Genomic DNA, 20,931 nt, shown 5'->3' on the forward strand with positions numbered 1-20,931 from the left:
CCTACTTCAGACCGGACGAGGCGAGCCCGTCGATCACGCGACGCTGGAGCACGATGAACATGATCAGCACCGGAGCCATGGCCATCAGGCTCGCGGCCATCAGCACCGGGTAGTTGACGGTCCGGTCGCTCGACAGCGTCGCGAGCCCGGCGGCCAGCGGCATCGACTCGGCGCGGGTCGAGACCACGAGGGGCCAGAGCAGTTCGTTCCAGGACCAGAGCACGGTGGTGATCGCGAGCACGCTCATCGACGGCCGTGCCAGGGGCAGCATGATCCGCCAGAACGTCTGGAACGGGTTCGCGCCGTCCATGCGGGCTGCCTCCTCGAGCTCGGCCGGCATGTTCAGGAACGCCGTCCGCATCAGGAAGGTGCCGAACGCGCTGAACAGGCCGGGCGCGACGATGCCGGCGAGGGTGTCGAGCCAGCCGAGGCCCTGCACGATCTGGTACTGCGAGATCAGGTACACCTGCGACGGCACGAGCAGGATCGACAGCACGATCCCGAGGATGAGCCCGCGGCCCTTGAACCGCATGCGCGCGAAGGCGTACCCGGCGAAGGTGCAGAGGATGATCTGCGCGACGGTGCGGATCAGCGTGACCCAGACCGACGTCGCGAGCTGGCTCAGGAACGGCAGCCGCTCGAACACCTGCGCGAAGTTCTGCCACTGCAGCTGCCCCGGCCAGAACACCGGCGTCGGTGAGGTCACCTGCGCGTTGGTCGACAGCGCCATGATGATCTGCCAGATGAACGGGAACGCCATGACGAACCCGCCGACGCCGAGCACGACGTGGATCCACCAGTGGCTGCCCTGCCGCCGACGCGGGCGGGACCGGGTGCTGGTCCGGGTGCGGCTGGATGCCTTCGTGGCGACGGCGGCCTTGGGACCGCGAGCTTCGATGATGCCGGTCATGACTGGACCCACTTCTTCTGGACGCGGAACTGGATGACCGTGATGATGCCGATCAGCAGGAAGATGACCATCGCGATCGCTGCCGCGAAGCCCTTGTCGCCGTCGACGAACCCGGAGTTGTAGAAGTAGAAGACGAGGGACATCGTCTTCGGGATCACCGGGTTCAGCGGGCCGAGGATCGCGTAGAGCAGGTCGAACAGCTGGAAGCTCGAGATCGTCGTGACGATGAGCACGAAGAAGATGCTCGGGCTGAGGAGCGGCACGGTCACCGAGCGGAACTGGCGCCAGCGGCTGGCACCGTCGAGCTCGGCCGCCTCGTACAGCTCCGGCGGGATGTCCTTGAGGCCGGCGCCGAGGATGATCATCGAGAAGCCGAGCGAGGACCACAGCCCCACCAGGGAGACGGCGACGAGCGCGAAGCCCGGGGTGGAGATCCAGTACGGGCCGTCGATGCCGAACACCCGGAGGAACGAGTTCACGATGCCGAAGTCGCCGTTGAACATGATGCGCCACACCAGGGCGATCGCGGCCGGCATCGCCACGTAGGGCAGGAAGAACAGCACGCGGTAGAACTGCGCGAACCGCAGGCCCGGGGTGTTCAGCAGGCTCGCGAGCCACACCGCGATCGGGATGCCGAGCAGGACGATCGCCGTGTAGATGATCGTGTTGAGCAGCGACTGGTAGAGCTGCGGGTCGGAGACCAGGCGGACGTAGTTCGCGATGCCGGTGAAGCTCGACCCGCCGAACACCCCCCAGCTGGTGAACGAGTAGTAGAACGTCTGGATGATCGGCCAGATGAAGAACGTGCCGACGCCGATGAGCAGCGGCAGGACGAACAGCCACGGCCAGAAGCCGTCGGTGCGCGGGGCGCCGGCGCGGCGGGCCCCGGGGGTCGTCGGGGGCGGGGACGCCTGCGCGGCGTCACGGTGCTGGGTGGTGGTCGTCATCGGGTCGCTCCTCGGCCAGGGCGGTCGGATCGGGTGCTGCTGGTGGATCGGGGGAGGTGGGACGCGGGACGGTCGACCGGTCGGGGATCAGGCCCGACCGGTCGACCGGCTCCGTCACTCCTTGGCGAGTGCTGCGTCCATCTTTGTGGCCAGTTCCTTCGCGACCTGGTCGACCGGCTTCGACCCGTCGAAGGCGCTCGGGAGCAGGTTCGTCTCGAGGGTGTTCCACGCGGCGGTGTTCTTCGACACCGGCAGCGGCTTGGCGTACTCCACCGCGTCCAGGAAGACCTGCAGGTCGGCGTCCGGCATGGTCTTCGTGAAGGCGTCCTGCGTCCCGGTGTAGGCGGGGATGATCGCGCCCATGTCGCCCTGCTGCTGCTGGGCGGGCTTCGACGCCATGTAGGCCTGCAGCGCCTGCGCGGCGCCCTTGTTCTTCGAGGCCTCGGCCACGACGTTCGAGACGCCGTGGATGACCGTGGCCTGCTCCTTGCCCTTGGGCAGTGGGTAGGCGACGACGTCCTTCTCGATGTCGGTGCCGATCAGCGCGGAGCGGAACCAGCTGCCGCCCTGGTACATGGCGACCTTGCCGGAGGTGAACCACTGGTCGGCCGTGGTGTCGGTCAGCTGCTGCATCGTGGGCGACGCACCGGACTTGATGAGGTCGGTCCAGTAGGCCAGCCCGGCCTCGGCGGCCTTCGAGTCGTACTCCGACTTCTTGCCGTCGACGACGGACCCACCGGCCTGGAAGATCGTGTCGTAGTACGTGGTCTGGCCGTCCATGCCCGCGGCGGCACCGTAGGCGCCCTGGCTCTTCAGCTTCGCGGAGAGCTCGGCGCCGGTCTTCTGGAAGTCGTCCCAGGTCCAGTCCTTGGACGGCATCGGGACGCCGGCCTGCTCGAACAGCGACTTGTTCATCCACACGCCGATGGTGTCGAAGTCCTTCGGGACGCCGTACTGCTTGCCGTCGAGCGTGTAGAGCTTGTTGAGCGCCGAGGAGTAGTTCTTCGGGTCGATCGCGCCCGACTTGACCTCGTCGGTGATCGGGGCGAGCTTGCCGTTGCCTGCGTACAGCTGGAAGTTCGGGCCGTTCATCCAGAACAGGTCGGGCAGCGTGTTGCTGGAGCCCTGCGTCTGCAGCTTCGTGAAGTAGCTGGCGTACGGGGTGACGTCGACGTTGACCTTGATGTCGGGGTACTTCTCGTTGAAGCCCTTGATGTTGGCCTTGATCGCCTTCACCTGGTTCTGGTCCCAGACGGCGTACGTCAGGTTCGCCTTGGTGTCCTTCGCGACCTCGCCGGAACCGCCGGCGCTGCCGGAGGACGAGGTGCTGCAGCCGGCGAGCAGCGCGACGGCGCTGACGGCGGCGGCGAGACCGAGCAGTGCGCGGCGTCGGCCGCGGCCCGGGCGGGCGGTGGGAGCGGTCATCGGGTGGTCCTTTCGGGAACGGAGGTGGTCGCGAAGTGCCGGAGGGTCGCCTCGGGCAGCGGTGGGACGTCGATGGGCTCGGACCCGTTGCGGAGCGACCGGGTGGCGAGGGCGCCGGTGGCGACCGCTGCACGTGCCGCGAGGGGCGACAGGCTGGTCGGTTCACCGAAGGCGACGGAGCGCAGGAACTCGGTCATCGTGAGCAGGTCGGCGTCGCTGTGGCCGTCCTCGACGCCGTCGATCGGGTACTCGACGTCACCCTGGACGTCCCAGTTCCGTCGGTGGTTCCAGACCTTGACCACGCCGCCGCCGGTGTCACCGATGTTCTCGAGGCGCCCGTGGGTGCCGATCACCGTGTAGTTCCGCCAGTAGTCCGGCGTGAAGTGGCACTGCTCGTAGCTGGCCTGCACGCCGTTGTCGAGCGTCATCATCACCATCGAGACGTCCTCGACGTCGACGACGGGGTTGAGCCCGGTCTGCTCGGCCGGCGGCCAGTTGTCGAACGAGAACCAGTCGGTCATCAGCTCGTCGCTGCGGTCGCGGCGGTCGGTCACGTCGCCGTAGACCGACAGCGAGCCCATGCCCACGACGCGGGTCGTGTACGCGCCGGCGAGGGCGTGGATCACGTCGAGGTCGTGGCTGGCCTTCTGCAGGAGCAGCGAGTTGACCTTGGTGCGGTCGGCGTGCCAGTCCTTGAAGTAGTAGTCGCCGCCGTTGCCGACGAAGTGGCGGACCCAGACGGCCTTGACCTCGCCGATCTCGCCGCGCTCGATGACCTGGCGCATCAGGCGCACCACGGCGGCGTGCCGGAAGTTGTGCCCGACGTAGAGCGGGGTGCCGGTCTCGGCGGCCGTGTTGAGCACCGCGTCGGCGTCCTCGACCGTGATGGCGAGGGGCTTCTCGAGGTAGACGGCGATGCCCGCGCGCAGCAGGTCGGTCGCGATCTCGGCGTGGGTCCAGTCCGGCGTGGTGACGATCGCGGCGTCGACCAGCCCGGCCAGCGCGCGGTGGTCCTCGAGGACCTGCGCGTCGGGGTACTCGGCCTGTCCGCGCTCCCGCCCGGCGGGGGTGACGTCCACGACGGCCGTGACCCGGGCCTCCAGGTCGGTGGCGGACGCGACGGCGTCGGCGACGTGACGGGCGATGTACGACCGCTGACCCATCCCGATCACCGCGACGCGGAGGGCTTCGTTCGTGTTGACGGTCATCTCGCTCCCTTGCGTGATTGTGACGGCAATGATGCCAAATCGATCATGGATGCACAATATGCGATCACAGATCGCTCACGGAAGCGAGATGCAAGGGTTTTACACGCCGGTAACGTCCGGAGCGTGCCGGGACGGGTCAGGACGAGCCAGGAGGCTCGGGATCAGTCCGCGACGACGAGCTCCACGCCGGCGGCGGCGAGGTCGGACGCGAACGTCGACGGCACCGGCTGGTCGGTGACGAGCACGTCGATCCGGTCGAGCGGGCAGATCCGCGCGAACGTGGAGCGCTCGACCTTGGTGGAGTCGGCCACGACGATCACGCGCCGTCCGACGGAGGCGAAGTGCCGGCTGACCTCGGCCTCGCCCTCGTGCATGGTGGTGGCGCCGTACTGCCCGGTCAGGCCGTCGACACCGAGGACGACGACGTCGAGTGCGAACTCGTCGAGGGTGTCGCGCACCAGCGGCCCGATGAGCTCGTAGGACTGACGACGGGCGACACCACCCGTGACCACGATCTTGACGTTCGCGCGCACGGACAGCTCGTACCCGATGTTCAGCGCGTTCGTGACGATCGTGATGCCGAACTCGCCGTCGGAGCGGATGAAGCGCTCGCTCTTGCCGAGTTCGCGCGCCACCTCGGTCGTCGTCGTGCCGCCGTTCAGCCCGACGGTGTCGCCGGGGGCCACGAGCGCAGCCGTGGCGCGGGCGATGGCGGTCTTCGCCTCGGCCTGGCGGGCGATCTTGTACTGCAGCGGCAGCTCGTACCCGGCGCCGAGCGCGGCGGCTCCGCCGTGGGTGCGCGTGACGAGGCGCTGGTCGGCGAGCGTGGCGAGGTCGCGGCGGGCGGTCGCCGCGGAGATCCCGAGCACGTCGCCGATCTCGGAGATCGACACGTTCCCCCGGTCGCTCACGAGCTCGAGCAGGGCGTTGAGCCGCTGTTGCGGAGTCATGGTGGCCATCCTACGGGCGTAAATCACACTTGCCCTGATCGGAAATGACGTTTTGCCCTCGCTTCGAGCACGATCGCTCGCTATGCTCCCAACCACGTCGATCATCCCGGATCGACTCACGGATCGGAAGGCCCTCATGACCGACACCTTCGTGAGCGAAGAGCTCGCGTCGCAGCCGGAGACGTGGCGCGCTGCTGCGGCCCTGCTGCCCTCGTTCGTCGACTCCCTCCCCCAGCCCGGCGAGCGCGTCGCCGTCGTCGGCTGCGGCACCAGCTGGTTCATCGCGATGAGCTACGCCGTCGCCCGTGAGCAGGCCGGGCTCGGTGTCACGGACGCCTTCGCCGGCTCGGAGTACCCCGCCGGTCGCGACTACGACCGCGTCGTCACCATCAGCCGTTCGGGCACGACGACGGAGATCGTCTCGCTCCTCGCCGCACTGCCGACCCAGCGCACCGTGCTCATCACCGCGGTCGCGGACAGCCCCGCAGCTGCCGAGGCCGACGACGTCGTCGCGCTGCCCTTCGCCGACGAGCGCAGCGTCGTGCAGACCCGGTTCGCCACCACGACGCTCGCACTGCTGCGCGCGTCGATCGGCGACGACGTGGACGCCCTCGCCGCCCAGGCGGAGACCGCACTCACGCTCCCGATCGAGGACCTGCTCGACGCCGAGCAGGTGTCCTTCGTCGGCCGTGGTGCCGCCGTGGGCCTGACGTTCGAAGCGGCACTCAAGACGCGCGAGGCCGCGCAGTTCTGGGCCGAGTCGTACCCGGCGATGGACTACCGCCACGGACCGATCGCGATCGCGCAGCCGGGCCGGCTGGTCTGGTCGCTCGGTGCGTCGCCCGAGGGCCTGGAGGACGAGGTCGCCGCCACCGGTGCCCGGTTCGTCCGACACGAGCTCGACCCGATCGCCGGGCTCGTCGTCGTGCACCGGTTCGCCGTCGCCCTGGCCGAGCGCCGCGGTCTCGACCCGGACCACCCGCGGTCGCTGACCCGTTCGGTCATCCTCACCTGATGGGTCCGACGGGGCTGGTGCTCGGGGTCGACGTCGGCGGCACGGGCATCAAGGCCCGGGTCACGGACGCCGCGGGCACGGTGCTCGGCGAGCACCGCGTCCCGACCCCGCGTGCCGACCCCGACGCCGTGCAGCTCGCCGAGGTGATCGCCGAGCTGGCGGTCACCGCGGCCGCTGCGTCCGGCGCGACTCGCCTGGCGGCGGTCGGCGTGGTCGTCCCGGGCGTGGTCGACGAGGTCACCGGGGTGTCCGTGCTCGCCGTGAACCTCGGCTGGCAGGGCGTCCCCGTCCGCGAGCGCATCCACGCGGCGCTCGTCGCCCGCGGTGTCGACGTCCCCGTGGCGTTCGGCCACGACGTGCGCGCCGGCGCTCTCGCCGAGTCGCGCCCCGTGCCCGGTGCGACCCAGCCCCTCGACCGCGGGTCCGTCGGCTTCGTGCCCGTCGGCACCGGGCTCGCCAGTGCCCTGGTCGTCGACGGTGCCGTCGTGTCCGGTGGCGGCTGGGCCGGCGAGATCGGACAGGTGCGCATCCAGCACGGTCCGCACGCGGGGCTCCGCGTCGAGGAGATCGCGTCAGCAGGGGCCGTCGCCCGCCGTGCCGGCACGGCGTCCGCCCACGCGGCGATGCTCCGTGTGCAGCAGGGTGACCCCGTGGCGACCGCCGTGTGGCAGGAGTGCGTCGACGTGCTCGGCGAGGCGATCGCCTGGATCACCGCCGTCGCGGGCTGCCACGCCGTCGTCGTCGGTGGCGGCCTGGCGGAGTCCGGCGCGATGCTGCTCGACCCGCTCCGCACCGCCGTGGCCGACCGACTCGTCGGGCTCCGTGCGCCGACGCTCCTGCCCGCACGCCACGGCGACGCCGCCGGGGCCATCGGTGCCGGGCTGCTCGCGCGGGAGCTCCTCGACACGCTCGCACCGACCGAGGCCCCGATCGGCGGCCGCGCATGACCGCCCACGACCTCGTCGTCCCCGGGTTCGTCGACCTGCACGTGCACGGTGCCCTCGGCCACGACTTCGCCACCTGCTCCGCCGACGACGCCCGTGCTGCCGTCGCCCACCACGCCGGCCGCGGGACCACCACGATGGTGGCCTCGATCGCCACCGGGACGCCCGACGCCACCGTGGCCGCGCTCCGTCGCCTCGGACCGCTCGTCGACGAGGGCGTGCTCGCCGGCCTGCACCTCGAGGGGCCCTGGCTGTCGCCCGCCCGCCGCGGGGCCCACGCCGCCGAGCTCCTGCACGCCCCGACCCCGGCGGAGGTCGACACGTACCTCGACGCCGCCGCCGGCACGCTCCGCATCGTGACGCTCGCCCCCGAGCTGCCCGGCGCGCTCGACGCCGTCGCACGCCTGACCGCGGCGGGGGTCGTCGTCGCGATCGGCCACACGGACGCCGACGCCGAGACCGTCAGCCGTGCCGTGGACGCCGGCGCCCGGCTGGTCACCCACGTCTTCAACGGGATGCCGCCGCTGCACCACCGCGCTCCCGGTCCGGTCGGGGTCGCCCTGACCGACCCGCGCCTCCACGTCGAGGCGATCGTCGACGGCCACCACCTCGACGACGTCACCGTGGACCTGGTCCGCCGCAGCACCGGCAGCCGCATGGTCCTGGTGTCCGACGCGATGGCCGCCACCGGGTGCGACGACGGGCGGTACCGGATCGCCGGGTCCGCCGTCGTCGTGTCGGACGGGGTCGCGATGCTCGCCGACGGGTCGTCCCTGGCGGGCAGCACGAGCACCGTGCTCGACGGCTTCCTGCGCCTGCTGGCATCGGGGACGCCGCTCGACGAGGCCGTCGACGCCAGCTCCGGACGGGCGCTGGCGCTGCTCGGGCTCCCCGCGTCCCCTGACCGCATCGTCGTCGACACGACCACCGGCCGTGTCCGTCCACACACCGAGGTGTCCGCATGATCGTCGTCGTCACCCCCAACCCGGCCGTGGACGTCACCTACCGCGTCGACGAGCAGCGCATCGGCACGACCCAGCGCGTCCGGTCCGTCGACCGCCTGCCGGGCGGCAAGGGCCTCAACGTGGCACGGGTGCTGGCCGGCGAGGGCGTCGAGACGCACTCGGTCCTGCCGCTCGGCGGGTCGGCCGGCGCCTGGGTCGCGGACGCCGTCGCCGCCCTCGGGCTCGCCGCCACCGCCGTGCCGGTCCCCGGTGAGACCCGCAGCACGGTCACGGTCGTCGACGACCACGCGCACCCGACGATGTTCGGCGAACCGGGCCCGTCCGTGCCGCCCGCCGCCTGGCTCCCCGTGGACGACGCCGTCCGGGCACTGCTCCCGACGTCCCACGCCCTCGTCGTCTCCGGCTCGCTGCCCGTCGGCACCGCGGCCGAGGTCGTGACGCCGTGGATCGCCGACGCCGTCGCCGCCGGGGTGCTCGTCGTCGCCGACTGCTCGGGACCCGCGCTCCTGGCCACGGCCGACGCGGGCGCCACGGTCTGCAAGCCCAACCGCGAGGAGCTCGCCGAGGCCACCGGCTTCCCGGACGAACGCGACGGAGCCCTCGCGCTGCTCGACCGCGGCGCCGGCATGGTCGTCGTCTCCCGGGGCGCCGACGGCATCACCGCCCACACCCGCACCGAGGTCGTCGAGGTCGGCGCCGTCCGCGGCGTCACCGGCAACCCGACCGGGGCGGGCGACGCGGCCACCGCGGGACTCGTGCTCGCACTCACGCGGGACGCCACCGACGTCACCGCCGCCCTCCGCACCGCCGCCGCGTTCGGCGCCGCCGCCGTCCTGCGCCCCGTGGCCGGCGAGGTCGACCGCGACGCCGTCCACCGATTCCTGACCGACACCGAACCGACCCGGAGCACCGCATGACCATCGACCTCGCCCTCACCGGACTGCTCGACACGGCCCGCTCGACGCGCCACGGTGTCGGCGCCTTCAACGTCGTCCTGCTCGAGCACGCCGAGGCGATCGTCGCCGGCGCCGAGCTCGCCGGCCTGCCCGTCATCCTGCAGATCAGCGAGAACTGCGTCCGCTACCACGGCGGCCTCGTCCCGATCACGACCGCGACGCGGGCGATCGCCCGCGCGGCCGACGTCGAGGTCCTCGTGCACCTCGACCACATCGAGGACGTCGACCTGGTCGCCGACGGCATCGCGCTCGGCGTCGACTCGATCATGTACGACGGCTCGCACCTGGACTACGACGCCAACGTCGCGGCCACCAGGGTCATGGCCGAACGCTGCCACCGCGCGGGCATCGCGCTCGAGGCCGAGCTGGGCGAGGTCGGCGGCAAGGACGGCGTGCACGCGCCCGGCGTCCGCACCGACCCGACGGACGCTGCGGCCTTCGTCAAGGCGACCGGCGTCGACGCCCTCGCCGTGGCCGTGGGGACCTCGCACGCGATGCAGACGCGCGAGGCGGCGGTGGACCGCGACCTCGTCACCCGCCTGCGCGACACCGTGCCGGTGCCGCTCGTGCTGCACGGGTCGTCCGGACTGTCGGACGAGAAGCTGCAGGGCGCCGTCCGCGCGGGCATGACGAAGGTCAACATCTCCACGCACCTGAACGGGCTGTTCACCCGGGCGCTCCGTGCGGTGCTCGAGGAGCGACCGGACGTCGTCGACCCGCGGAAGTACGTGTCCGCAGGGCGGGACGCGATCACGGCCGAGACGAGCCGACTGCTGACGCTGCTCGCCACGGCCTGAGCGAGCGCCGCAGCGACGAACGGCGGCGGCGCGGGGACCGCGCTGCCGCCGCCCCGCCGTCAGCCCTTCGTCCGGCTGTGCCAGATCGTCGTGGTGCCCTTCCGCAGCACCAGGTCGCCGTTGGTCTGCATCCGCAGCGTGACCTTCGCGCCGCCGGATCGGGACGTCGCCGACGACCACGCCTGCTTGCCGAACCGGTCCCAGAGCACCAGGTTGCCGTTCGACTCCATGCGCAGCGACGCACCGGCTCCACCGCCGCTGACTGCGAGCGCCGTCCGGGTGCCGAGCAGCACGCGCATCTGCCCGTCTGCCCGGACCGTCAGTCGTCGGTTGCCGGTCGTGTCCCACAGGTTCTGGCCCGGCTGGAGTGACGCCCCGGTCACCATCCGGTCGGCCCCGGGTGCGCCGTTGCGCCAGAGCACCGTGGTGCCCACCGTGACACGGACGTCACCGCCGTCCGTGACGGAGAGCACGGGCCTGCCGGTCGCCGTGGTCTTCGTCGTCGTCCAGCGCACCGCGCCCGAGGTCGACCGGACGCTCAGCACGCCGTTCTTCGCGAGCGACAGGGTGTTCCCCACGCCAGGGGTCTTCGTGGACCACAGCACGCGGCCGTTGCCCCACTCGACGAGGTTGCCGTCCCGCTGCAGGTCCAGCCAGTACTGCCCGTTCGGCGAGTGGATCGAGGTCCCGGACGGCACCGTGGCGGAGGACGCCGTGATCGTGGTCGGCGCGGCCCCGGCGACGGACGGTCCGGCCGGCGGCGGGCACGAGGCCGCGACGGGCAGGAGCGGCCCGAGCGTCGACCACCGAGGGGTGCCGAGACCGGTCGCCAGGTCGTGGCCGACCGTGGCCTTCCAGGTGCCGTTCGACCCGGTGGTCACGTCGCGGAAGGCCGAGGGGTTGCCGTAGAGGACGGCGTGCAGGTCACCGACGCCAGCGGCGCAGCCCCGAGCGGACAGCGCCGTGGCGAGCTGCCCCGCGACGATGGGCGAGGCGAGGCTCGTGCCGCCGCCGTAGACGAAGCCGTGGGCCGTGCCGAGGTAGATGCCGGGACCGGTCTCCGGGTCGGCGACCGCGGCGATGTCCGGGACCCGACGCTGCGTGCCGCTGATGCCGGCACCCGTCTGCCAGGCCGGACGGGCGGTGACCGACGAGGTCCCGCCGCCACCGGCGCCGAGGTCGTTCGACCACCCGCTCTCGGTGAAGCCCGTCCCCGAACGACGCAGCGTGGTCCCACCGACGCCGACGACCGCAGCCGAGGACGCCGGGTACGAGACGTCCCGGATCGTCGTGCTCGGCCCCGTCGGGCACTGCGCGCCGTCGTCCCCGGTCGCGGCGAAGACCGTCGCACCGGCGGCGACGACCCGGTCGAGCGCGTCGTCGAGCGCCGCGCGGGCACCACCGGACATGAGCGACTCGCAGGCGCCCCAGGAGATGCTCACGGCGGTGATGCCCGCGGGACCGACCTCGTCGGCGATCTGGCTGTACGCCTGGTACATGCCCTGGAAGGAGTTCGGCGCGACGTAGACGCGCTGGCGGGCTCCCGGTGCCACGGCGAGCAGTGCCTCCTGGTCGAGCGCGACCTCGGTCTCACCGCCGCTGCCGTCGGGACGGTGCACGTCGGCACCGGCGACGGCCACCTGGTCGAGGGCCGGCACCCGGCGCCCCACGGCGGCGGCGTACGCGGACAGGTCGTTGCGGTCCCAGCCGGAGAACTGCACGGTGGCGATCGTCGCTCCCGTGCCCGCCGTGGCGCTCGTCGAGGACGCGTACGCCTTCGCGATGTCCGCCGGGGCGTAGCCGGCCGGGACGGCAGCGTGCGACACGGCCGGCCTGGTGTCCAGGCCGAGGACGCCCGTCACCGCGCCGCCGAGGACGCCCGACAGCACGGGGTCGGCCACCGGGTGCATCCCGTCGCCGGTCCCGAGGAGCTCGACGCCGAACACGGCCTCGGCCTGCGCGGCGGTGCCACGGGCCTCCACCTGCCAGGTGGCCAGGTCCGTGACGGTGAAGCCGGCCGCGGTGAGTGCCGCGCGCACCGTGGCGCGGTCGTCGGTCTCCGGTGCGACCTCGGCGACGGCGTCGGCGCGCTCGTCCGTCGTGGCACCGGTCGTCGTGGTCGGCAGCGCACGCAGCGCGGCCTGGTCGGTGGGCCGGAGCACGACCGTCAGGTCGACGACCTCGCCGTCGGGCGTCGCGCCCGTGGTCGGGTCCGTCGACGTGGGCATCGGGTCCTCGGGGGCGACCTGGACCGCTGTCGGCGCGGTCGCCGACGCGCTCGCGGCCGGGACGGCGACACCGACGACGGCGAACGCCGTGACGATGGCCGCAGCGGTCAGCAGGGACGGGGTACGAGGGGGCATCGGTGGTCGCTCCGTGACTCGGGACGGTGCCCGGTCCGTGGGCGCCGGTCCCCCGATGACGTCAGGGGGACGGTGCACGCTATCCCGTCGACCCGGTCCGGGTCCTCCCCCAGTTGTGGAGCAGGCCGCCCTCCGGCGCGTGGGGACGGACGGACTGGAGGCCCGGCTCGCCCCGGCCGCGCCGGTCCGGTCAGCAGAGGGGGACGTTCACCGCGAGCCCGCCCATGGCGGTCTCCTTGTACTTGGTCGACATGTCGGCGCCGGTCTGCCGCATGGTCTCGACGACCTGGTCGAGCGACACGTGGTGCACGCCGTCGCCCCGGAGCGCCATCCGCGCGGCGTTGACGGCCTTGTTCGCCGCGATGGCGTTGCGCTCGATGCACGGGATCTGCACGAGTCCGCCGATCGGGTCGCAGGTCAGCCCGAGGTTGTGCTCCATCGCGATCTCCGCGGCGTTCTCGACCTGCTCGGGCGTCCCCCCGAGGAGCTCGGCGAGCCCGGCGGCGGCCATCGACGCGGCCGAACCGACCTCACCCTGGCAGCCGACCTCGGCGCCGGAGATCGAGGCGCGTTCCTTGTAGATCGACCCGACGGCACCGGCGGTCAGCAGGAACCGCACCACGGCGTCGTCGCGACGGTCGGCGGTGATCGTCGGCACGTAGGTCAGCGCGTAGAAGAGCACCGCGGGGATGATCCCGGCGGCGCCGTTGGTCGGGGCGGTGACGACCCGGCCGCCCGAGGCGTTCTCCTCGTTGACGGCCATCGCGGTCAGGTTCGTCCACTCCATCGCGAAGAGCGGGTCGTGGCCGGGGTCGTCGCGGGTGAGCTGCTCGAACCAGTTGGCGGCGCGCCGGCGGACCTCGAGCCCACCCGGCAGCGTGCCCGATCGTCGGACGCTGCGGTCGACGCAGGACTCCATCACGGCGTGGATCTCGAGCAGGCCCCGACGGACCTCGTCCTCGGTCCTGGTGGCGGTCTCGTTCGCCATCGCGATGCCGCTCAGGGGCAGGCCGGTCGCGGCGCACGCGGCGAGCAGTTCCGCGCCGCTGGAGAACGGGTACGGCACGGTGTCGTCGACCGGGATCGCGGCCTCGGCCACGTCGGCCGGTGCGTCGTCGCCGTCGCGGGTGATGAACCCGCCGCCGACGGAGTAGTAGGTCTCGACGGCGAGCTGGCTCCCGGTGTCGTCGAAGGCCCGGAGCCGCAGCGCGTTCGGGTGCCGGGGCAGCATCGTCAGCGGGTGCTGGACGATCTCCCCGAGCCGGAACGGCACGACCTGCCCGCCCGAGAGCCGCAGCGTGCCGGTGCGCTCGAGGTCCTCGAGCGACTGCGCCATCGCGTCGGGGTCGACCGTCTCGGGCAGCTCCCCGGTGAGCCCCGCGGCGACGGCCCCGAGCGTGCCGTGGCCCTGGCCGGTGGACGCGAGCGAGCCGTACAGGTCGACGCGGACCGACACGACCGGCAGCGTCGCCACACGCGCGGCGAACTCGGCCGCGGCCCGCATGGGCCCCACGGTGTGCGAGCTCGACGGGCCGACACCGATGCTGAACAGATCGAAGACGGAGACCGGCACGTCCGCCACCCTAACCCGTCCGGACGGAACAGCTCCCGGGGCGGTCGCGCTGCCGTCGCCACCGGTCTCCTATGCTTGCCGACGGTGACAACTCCTTCCGGCCCCGACCGGAGCCCCGCCCACCGCGCTCGTGACACGACCCGCTGGGACATCCAGGGGCTCCGTGCCTTCGCCGTCCTCGCCGTCGTGCTCTACCACCTCTGGCCGAACCGGCTGCCGGGCGGGTTCGTCGGCGTCGACGTGTTCTTCGTCATCTCCGGGTACCTCATCACCGCGCACCTGCTCCGGGAGCAGCGTGCGACGGGTCGCCTCCGGCTCGGCCAGTTCTGGGCCCGCCGAGCCAAGCGCTTGCTGCCGGGCGCGTTCCTGACGATCGCCGCCACGGGCGCCGCGGTCCTGGCGTTCGTCCCGAGCGCCCTCTGGGGGCAGTACGGCCGCGAACTCATCGCCTCGACGGTCTACGCCCAGAACTGGCAGCTCGCGTCCGACTCGGTGGACTACCTCGCATCGGACAACCGACCGTCGCCGTTCCAGCACTTCTGGTCGCTCTCCGTCGAGGAACAGTTCTACATCGCGCTGCCGCTGCTGCTCATCGCGGTCTCGTTCGTCGCACGGGGCCGCCTGACGGTCGTGACGCGGGCACGGGTCCTCCTCGGGGCGGTCGGCGTCCTGTCGCTCGTCTGGTGCATCGCCCAGACCGGCAGCACCCCGGGCGTCGCCTACTTCTCGACGGCCACGCGTGCGTGGGAGTTCGCCCTCGGCGGCCTCGCTGCGACGGTCGCGCTCCCCCGGCCGAGCACGCGCGCCGCACGCGTGACGCGGCTGGTCGGCGCCGCCGTCGGTGCCGGCGCACTGGTGACCGCACTCTGGGTCATCACGCCCTCCACGCCCTTCCCGGGGACGGCCGCACTGCTCCCGGTGCTCGGCGCGACGCTCCTGGTGACGTTCGGGGCACGGACGGTGTTCGAGAGCCTCGGAGCCCTCCGGCCGGTCGCGTTCACCGGCCGGATCTCGTACGCGCTCTACCTGTGGCACTGGCCGGCGGTCGTGGTCCTGCCGCTCGTCCTGGGCCACGCTCTGGGTCTCAGGAGCAAGCTCGCCATCCTGGTCGGCGCCCTCGTCCTCGCCAGCCTGACGACCGTGTTCGTCGAGGAACCCCTGCGGTTCTCGGGCTGGGTGCGTGCGCTCCGCCCGCGACGAGTCGCGGTCCTCGGCGTGGTCTGCTCGCTCGTCGTGGCGGGCCTCGGCGTCGGGACCCTCACGGCCGTGCACGTGCAGGAGGTCCGGGCGGCGACGTTCGCGAAGGACCTGACGACCGGGCACGTGCCGTGCTTCGGTGCGGCGGCGCGCATCGGCTCCGACGACCCGTGCAGGGACGCCCGGCTCGCCGACGTCCGCGTCCCTGCCCCGGCCGCGGCGCGCCACGACGACGCGAACCGCGATGCGTGCTGGTCGGGGTCGACGGACGACTTCAACGTGTGTGCCCTGGGGAAGACCACGGGGTACTCCAAGCGCCTCATCGCGATCGGCGACTCGCACAACAACGTCTGGCTCGACGTGTACGACCGCATCGGCAAGCAGAACGGCTGGCGGATCGACGTCGCCGGGCACGGCGGCTGCTACCTCACCACCGCGGTGCAGTCGGCTCCCGATGCCCAGCAGGTCGCTGCGTGCACCAGCTGGAAGCGGAAGGCGATCGCCTACGTCCAGCAGCACCAGGACGTCGACGCCCTGCTCGTGACGCACTCCGCCGGCCTGCGCCCGGTCGTGCCCGCGGCCGGTCAGACCACGGAACAGGCCACGGTCACGGGCATGACCGAGGCGTGGGAAGCCGCGACCGCCGGCAGGGTCCCGGTGATCGCCCTCCGCGACAACCCGGTGCCGCGCGCGGACGTCATCACCTGCGTCAGCGAGATGAACGGCCCGACGGACGCAACCTGCGACCAGCCCCGCCAGATCGCGACGTCACCCTTCGAGGGCTCGGCCGAGGCCGTCGCGGCGTTCCGTGGACGCGCGGCCGAGATCGACCTCACCGACTACTACTGCACCGCCGTCACGTGCCCGCCGGTGATCGGCGGCGTCGTCGTGTACCGGGACGGCAGCCACGTCACGGCGACGTTCGCCCAGACCCTCGAGCCGTACTTCGACCGCGCGCTGCGGGCCAAGCTCTCCGCCCTGCAGCGCTGACGGTCACCGGTGCGGGCGGTCCGTCCCCGCGAAGACCCGCGGGTGGTCGTCCAGCCACGTCCAGTGCTTCGTCGGCCACGAGATCAGGACCGCGCGCCCGACGACGTCGCGCTCGGGGACGAACCCCTTCGAGGGCAGCCCCTGGTGCAGGCGGGAGTCGGCCGAGTCGCCCCGGTTGTCGCCCATCACCCACAGGGACCCCGGCGGGACGGTCACGTCGAACGGGATCGTCGACGCCGCTTCACCGGGCTGGACGCGGAGGTACGGCTCGCTGATCGGCACGCCGTTGACCTCCATCTGCCCGAGTGCGTTGCAGCACTGGACGCGGTCACCGGGCAGTCCGATCACCCGTTTCACGAGGTGGTCGTCCCCGTCCGACCCGAAGCCGACGGCACTGAGTGCGACCGCGACCGGGGACCGGTGCTGCTGCGGTCGGCCCTCGACGGACGACGCGGTGTCGAGCCACCCGCCGGGGTCCTTGAACACCACGACGTCGCCGCGGTGCAGACCGGCCAGCTCGTTCACGATGACGTGGTCGTTGACCTGCAGCGTGTTCTCCATCGACCCGGAGGGGATGGTCAGCGGCGCCGTCCGCCCTCGGCCGGCATCACGATCCACAGCACCACGTAGGTGATCCACAGCGGGCCGGGGAACAGGCTCAGGATGATCCAGGCGACGCGGACGAACAGCCGCGACCAGCCGAAGCGGTCGGCCAGTCCGGCGCAGACACCCGCGAGGACACGGCCGGAACGAGGACGCATGAGTGAGGTCATGCGGACGACGCTACGGCGTGCGACCCACTGACGACAGGCGGATCGCCCCCGGGTGCCGGGTGGGGTTGCCCCCACCCGTCGTGTCAGGGGACCAGGACGATCTTGCCGCGGGTGTGGCCCTGCTCGAGCTCCTCGTAGGCGTCCTGCACGCGGTCGAGCGGGTACGTGGCGGCGACGGGCACCTCGATCTCACCGTCGGCGACCATCCGGGCGAGTGCCCCGAGGATCTCCGGGTCGGCGGTGTCGACGCTGCCGGAGGTCTTCGCGCCGACCTCGGCCGCTGCCTCGTAGGCGATGACCGTCTCGATGCGGTCGGCGGGGATCCCGAGCGCGATGCCGAGGTGCACGTACTCGGCGCCGTGCGTGTCGATGAGGGCGTCGATGCCGTTCGTCGCGAGCTCCTGGATGCGCTCCTGCAGGCCGTCGCCGTAGGCCACGGGGCGGGCGCCCTTCGACGCGAGCCACTCGTGGTTCGCCTCGGACGCGACGGCGATGACGTCGATGCCCTCGTTCGTCAGGAGCTGCGTGACGAAGCCACCGACGCCGCCGGCGGCTCCGGAGACCACGACGGTCTCCCCGGCACGGGGGTCGACCGCGCGCACGGCAGCGGCCGCGGTGGTGGCGACGACGTCGAGCCCGCCGGCGACGTTCCAGTCGAGCAGGCGGGGCTTCTGGACGACCTGGCCGGCCGGCACGGAGACGTACTCGGCGTGGCTCGCGCGGTCCCACGACCAGCCGATGACCTCTTCGCGCTCGTCCACGCCGTCGACGCCCTCGCCGACCGCGACGACGATGCCGGCGAAGTCGGTGCCCTGGCCGGAGGGCAGCTTCGACGGGTCCTCACCGTCGAACAGGCCCTGACGGATCGCGGACTCCCCCGGGTTGATCCCGGCGGCACGCACGCGCACGAGGACCCGACCGGGCTCGACGGGTGGCACGGGGACCTCGTCGACGCGGAGGACGCTCCGGTCTCCCCACTGGTCGAAGCGGACGGCTCGCATGGTCTCAGGCAGATCGCTCATCGTCCGCGACCCTACGCTGCTCCCCCGTCCGCAGGCGTGAGCGACATCCTGTGGACCGCTCCATCGCCGTCGTCGTGGGAGACTGGCCGCATGCCCATCCTCCACAAGGACATGCAGGTGTGCATGTCGCTCGCTGCCCGTCCGAGCAACATCGGCACCCGGTTCCACAACTACCTGTACGACGAGCTCGGGCTGCAGTTCATCTACAAGGCGTTCACGACGACCGACCTGCCCGGTGCCGTCGCGGGCATCCGGGCGCTCGGCATCCGCGGCTGCTCCGTGTCGATGCCGTTCAAGGAGGCGGTCATCCCGCTCGTCGACACCATCGAGGCCTCCGCCGCCGCGATCCAGTCCGTCAACACGGTCGTGAACGACGACGGCGTCCTCACGGCGTCGAACACCGACTACGAGGCCGTCGCGGCACTCCTCGCCTCGCACCACGTCGACCCGTCGGCACGCGTGCTGCTGCGCGGCTCCGGCGGCATGGCGAAGGCGGTCACGGCGGCGTTCCGCGGCGCCGGCTTCGACCACCTGACCGTCGTCGCCCGCAACGAGGACACCGGCCCGGCCCTGGCCGACCAGTACGACTACGCGTGGGCGCGGACCGAGGCGGACGCCGGCGACGCCGACCTGCTCGTCAACGTCACACCGCTCGGCATGGACGGCGACCAGGCGGACACCCTCGCCTTCGACCAGGCCCGCGTCGACGCGGCCCACACGGTCTTCGACGTGGTCGCCTTCCCCTCGGAGACTCCGCTGGTCCGTGCCGGCCGGGCGGCCGACAAGCACGTCATCACCGGCGCCGAGGTCATCGCCCTGCAGGCGGCCCGCCAGTTCGAGCGGTACACGGGCGTCGCCCTCACCGACGACCAGGCGCGGCGCGCGAGCGAGTTCAGCCGGGCTCTGTGACCAGCCAGGAGACGGACAGGAGGCCCGCCACCAGCTGGTGACGGGCCTCCCGTCCGCAGGTCAGCGACTCGCGACGCGACCCGTCGCGACCCAGCCGAGCCGGCGGATGCTCTCGTGGTTGCGGAACCAGATGCCGGGCTGCGCGATGAAGCCGGGGACCAGGGAGCCAGGGCCCTTCACCGGGTTCTCCCGCAGGGTGACGCGGCTGCCGCGGGGGTGCGGTTCGACCTCGACCTCGACGCGGGCCTCGCCGACCGGCCAGCCGCGCGCCTGGATGACCATGCGCCGGGGCTCGTCGTACTCGAGCACCGTCGTGGTGTCGTTGATGACGAACGGCCAGATGCCGAACGAGTGGTGGATCTTCGTGCCGACCGCGGGCCAGCCCCTGTCCTCACCCCGCATGCGGGACGCGCCGACCACCCACGTGGGGTAGAGCCAGCCGTCGCGGAGCACGTCGAAGACGGCCTCCGGCGAGCAGTGGATGATGCGGACGTTCTTGGCCATGGTGATCAGTCCTCCGGGGTGAGGTCGACGTCCTCCGGCAGGCCGAAGGTGTGGCGCAGGGCGCTCGTGGCGGCGTGCCACCCGGCCATGCCGTGCACGCCGGGCCCCGGGGCGGACGCCTCGGAGCAGAGGTACATGCCGCCGCCCATCCGCCACGGGTCGCTCGAGAGGACCGGGCGCTTGACGAGCTGCCAGAAGCTGGCGGCACCGGCGGCGATGTCGCCGCCGACGTAGTTGGGGTTGTACTCGCCCATCTGGACGGCAGTCCGCGAACTCGACGCCAGGATCGTGTCGCGGAAGCCCGGGGCGAAGCGCTCGATCTGGCGGGTGACCATCTCGGTCGGGTCGACGTCCGAGCCCGCGGGCACGTGCGCGTACGCCCAGAAGACGTGCTTGCCGGCCGGGGCGCGGCTCGGGTCGACGACGGTGGGTTCGGCGCCCAGGACGTACGGCCGCTCGGCGTGCTGTCCGCGGGCCACGGCACCCTCGGCCTCGGCGATCTCGGACCGGGTCCCGCCGATGTGCACGGTGCCCGCACGGCGGAGCTCCGCGTTCGTCCACGGCACGGCGTCGGACAGCGCGAAGTCGACCTTGGCCGCGGCGTTGCCGAACCTGAAGCGTCGCAGGGCACCGCGTCTCGGGGTCGGGATCTGCTTCCCGGCGATCCGGAGCATGCCGGGGACGCTCGTGTCGAACAGCACGGCCTTGGCGGGGGTCAGGTCGGCGAGCGAGCGGACCTCGTGCCCCGTGGTGATCGTGCCGCCGTGCGCGACGAGGTCCGCGGCGAGCGCGTCGACGATCGCCTGGCTGCCGCCGATCGGCACCGGCCAGCCCCTGGCGTGGGCGTAGGAGCCGAGCGACAGGGCCGCGGCGGCGGTGGACAGCGAGGGCAGGTGCTGGATCGAGTGCGCCGCGACGCCGGAGACCATGGCCGGGGCGGTGTCCCCGCGGAACCGGACGTTCCACGCGGCGCTGCCCTGCTCGAGTGCCCGCAGGCCGAACCGCAGCACCGTCAGCGGGTGCCGCGGCACGTGCAGCAGGGCATCGGTGGCGAAGTCGGCGACCTGGTCGGCGTTCCGTGCGAGCGGTGCCATCAGGTGCTTGAACGCGGGGCCGTCGACGCCGAGCTCAGCCGCGGTGCGGTCGAGGTCCCGGTAGGCGATGCCCGCACGGCCGCCGTCGAGCGGGTGGCCGTACTGCACCTCGGGCAGGCGGAGCTCGATGCGGTCCTCCATCCGGAAGCGCCGGAAGAACTCGGACTGCAGGGCCATGGGGTGCACGGCGGAGCAGACGTCGTGCAGGAACCCGGGCAGCGTGAGCTCCGACGTGCGGGCACCGCCACCGATCGTGTCGTTCCGCTCGACGACCTCGACGGACAGTCCCGCCCGCGCGAGCGTCACCGCTGCGGCGAGACCGTTCGGCCCCGCCCCGACCACCACCGCATCGACCATGCGTCGAGCCTACGGCCGTGTGGCTCGGGGCC

General features: G+C 72.3%; 19 protein-coding genes. 7 read left to right on the forward strand and 12 right to left on the reverse strand.

The window, feature by feature from the left end:
• Position 1: 1 nt before the first annotated feature.
• The 5 genes from ITJ68_RS00690 to ITJ68_RS00710 form a co-directional block, all read right to left on the reverse strand.
• Complete coding sequence (locus ITJ68_RS00690; RefSeq protein WP_194659450.1) at positions 2-910, reverse strand: carbohydrate ABC transporter permease; 909 nt, start codon at positions 908-910, stop codon at positions 2-4.
• Positions 907-1,857, reverse strand: a complete 951-nt coding sequence (locus tag ITJ68_RS00695; RefSeq protein WP_194659451.1) for a carbohydrate ABC transporter permease — start codon at positions 1,855-1,857, stop codon at positions 907-909. Before ITJ68_RS00695 ends, ITJ68_RS00690 begins: the two co-directional genes overlap by 4 nt.
• A gap of 114 nt (positions 1,858-1,971) precedes the next feature.
• Positions 1,972-3,282, reverse strand: coding sequence for an ABC transporter substrate-binding protein (locus tag ITJ68_RS00700; RefSeq protein WP_194659452.1), 1,311 nt, complete (start codon positions 3,280-3,282; stop codon positions 1,972-1,974).
• Positions 3,279-4,490, reverse strand: a complete 1,212-nt coding sequence (locus ITJ68_RS00705; protein WP_194659453.1) for a Gfo/Idh/MocA family protein — start codon at positions 4,488-4,490, stop codon at positions 3,279-3,281. The genes ITJ68_RS00700 and ITJ68_RS00705 overlap by 4 nt, the downstream gene beginning before the upstream one ends.
• A 161-nt stretch (positions 4,491-4,651) precedes the next feature.
• Positions 4,652-5,440 (reverse strand): DeoR/GlpR family DNA-binding transcription regulator, encoded by a 789-nt coding sequence (locus ITJ68_RS00710; RefSeq protein WP_194659454.1) that lies wholly within the window; start codon positions 5,438-5,440, stop codon positions 4,652-4,654.
• Positions 5,441-5,576: 136 nt separating this feature from the next.
• Between ITJ68_RS00710 and ITJ68_RS00715 the strand changes: the two genes are divergently transcribed.
• Genes ITJ68_RS00715 through ITJ68_RS00735 form a run of 5 tightly spaced genes read left to right on the forward strand, consistent with a single transcriptional unit; the run spans position 5,577 to position 10,117 of the window.
• Positions 5,577-6,455: an SIS domain-containing protein gene (locus ITJ68_RS00715; RefSeq protein ID WP_194659455.1), complete on the forward strand. Its 879-nt coding sequence runs from the start codon at positions 5,577-5,579 to the stop codon at positions 6,453-6,455.
• A complete protein-coding gene (locus tag ITJ68_RS00720) occupies positions 6,455-7,402 on the forward strand; it encodes an ROK family protein (protein WP_194659456.1) in 948 nt (315 codons plus the stop codon). Before ITJ68_RS00715 ends, ITJ68_RS00720 begins: the two co-directional genes overlap by 1 nt.
• A complete protein-coding gene (locus ITJ68_RS00725) occupies positions 7,399-8,364 on the forward strand; it encodes an N-acetylglucosamine-6-phosphate deacetylase (RefSeq protein WP_194659457.1) in 966 nt (321 codons plus the stop codon). Before ITJ68_RS00720 ends, ITJ68_RS00725 begins: the two co-directional genes overlap by 4 nt.
• Positions 8,361-9,281: a 1-phosphofructokinase family hexose kinase gene (locus tag ITJ68_RS00730; protein WP_194659458.1), complete on the forward strand. Its 921-nt coding sequence runs from the start codon at positions 8,361-8,363 to the stop codon at positions 9,279-9,281. Before ITJ68_RS00725 ends, ITJ68_RS00730 begins: the two co-directional genes overlap by 4 nt.
• The gene (locus tag ITJ68_RS00735; protein ID WP_194659460.1) at positions 9,278-10,117 is read left to right on the forward strand and encodes a class II fructose-bisphosphate aldolase; all 840 of its coding nucleotides are present in this window, start codon (positions 9,278-9,280) and stop codon (positions 10,115-10,117) included. The genes ITJ68_RS00730 and ITJ68_RS00735 overlap by 4 nt, the downstream gene beginning before the upstream one ends.
• 59 nt (positions 10,118-10,176) lie before the next feature.
• On the opposite strand, the gene ITJ68_RS00740 is transcribed toward ITJ68_RS00735, so the two are convergent.
• Both ITJ68_RS00740 and ITJ68_RS00745 read right to left on the reverse strand, forming a co-directional pair.
• The gene (locus tag ITJ68_RS00740) at positions 10,177-12,480 is read right to left on the reverse strand and encodes a S8 family serine peptidase (protein WP_194659461.1); all 2,304 of its coding nucleotides are present in this window, start codon (positions 12,478-12,480) and stop codon (positions 10,177-10,179) included.
• Positions 12,481-12,670: 190 nt separating this feature from the next.
• Positions 12,671-14,053, reverse strand: a complete 1,383-nt coding sequence (locus ITJ68_RS00745) for an L-serine ammonia-lyase (protein WP_194659462.1) — start codon at positions 14,051-14,053, stop codon at positions 12,671-12,673.
• Positions 14,054-14,137: 84 nt separating this feature from the next.
• Here ITJ68_RS00745 and ITJ68_RS00750 point away from each other — a divergent pair, with 84 nt between their 5' ends.
• Positions 14,138-16,240, forward strand: coding sequence for an acyltransferase family protein (locus ITJ68_RS00750; protein WP_194659463.1), 2,103 nt, complete (start codon positions 14,138-14,140; stop codon positions 16,238-16,240).
• A gap of 3 nt (positions 16,241-16,243) precedes the next feature.
• On the opposite strand, the gene lepB is transcribed toward ITJ68_RS00750, so the two are convergent.
• From lepB to ITJ68_RS00765, 3 genes are all read right to left on the reverse strand, one after another.
• A complete protein-coding gene (gene lepB / locus ITJ68_RS00755) occupies positions 16,244-16,801 on the reverse strand; it encodes a signal peptidase I (protein ID WP_194659465.1) in 558 nt (185 codons plus the stop codon).
• Between the two features lie 17 nt (positions 16,802-16,818).
• Complete coding sequence (locus ITJ68_RS00760; RefSeq protein WP_071276996.1) at positions 16,819-17,013, reverse strand: PspC domain-containing protein; 195 nt, start codon at positions 17,011-17,013, stop codon at positions 16,819-16,821.
• A gap of 83 nt (positions 17,014-17,096) precedes the next feature.
• Positions 17,097-18,035: an NADP-dependent oxidoreductase gene (locus ITJ68_RS00765; protein WP_228504427.1), complete on the reverse strand. Its 939-nt coding sequence runs from the start codon at positions 18,033-18,035 to the stop codon at positions 17,097-17,099.
• A 90-nt stretch (positions 18,036-18,125) separates the two neighbouring features.
• On the opposite strand from ITJ68_RS00765, the gene ITJ68_RS00770 reads away from it, so the two are divergent.
• Positions 18,126-18,944, forward strand: a complete 819-nt coding sequence (locus tag ITJ68_RS00770) for a shikimate 5-dehydrogenase (protein WP_194659466.1) — start codon at positions 18,126-18,128, stop codon at positions 18,942-18,944.
• 60 nt (positions 18,945-19,004) lie between these two features.
• Here ITJ68_RS00770 and ITJ68_RS00775 read toward each other — a convergent pair whose 3' ends face one another.
• Complete coding sequence (locus ITJ68_RS00775) at positions 19,005-19,448, reverse strand: SRPBCC family protein (protein WP_194659467.1); 444 nt, start codon at positions 19,446-19,448, stop codon at positions 19,005-19,007.
• Between the two features lie 5 nt (positions 19,449-19,453).
• Positions 19,454-20,899: a phytoene desaturase family protein gene (locus tag ITJ68_RS00780; protein WP_194659468.1), complete on the reverse strand. Its 1,446-nt coding sequence runs from the start codon at positions 20,897-20,899 to the stop codon at positions 19,454-19,456.
• Positions 20,900-20,931 lie beyond the last annotated feature (32 nt).

It is taken from the genome of Curtobacterium sp. VKM Ac-1395, assembly GCF_015350975.1.
Lineage (GTDB): Bacteria > Actinomycetota > Actinomycetes > Actinomycetales > Microbacteriaceae > Curtobacterium.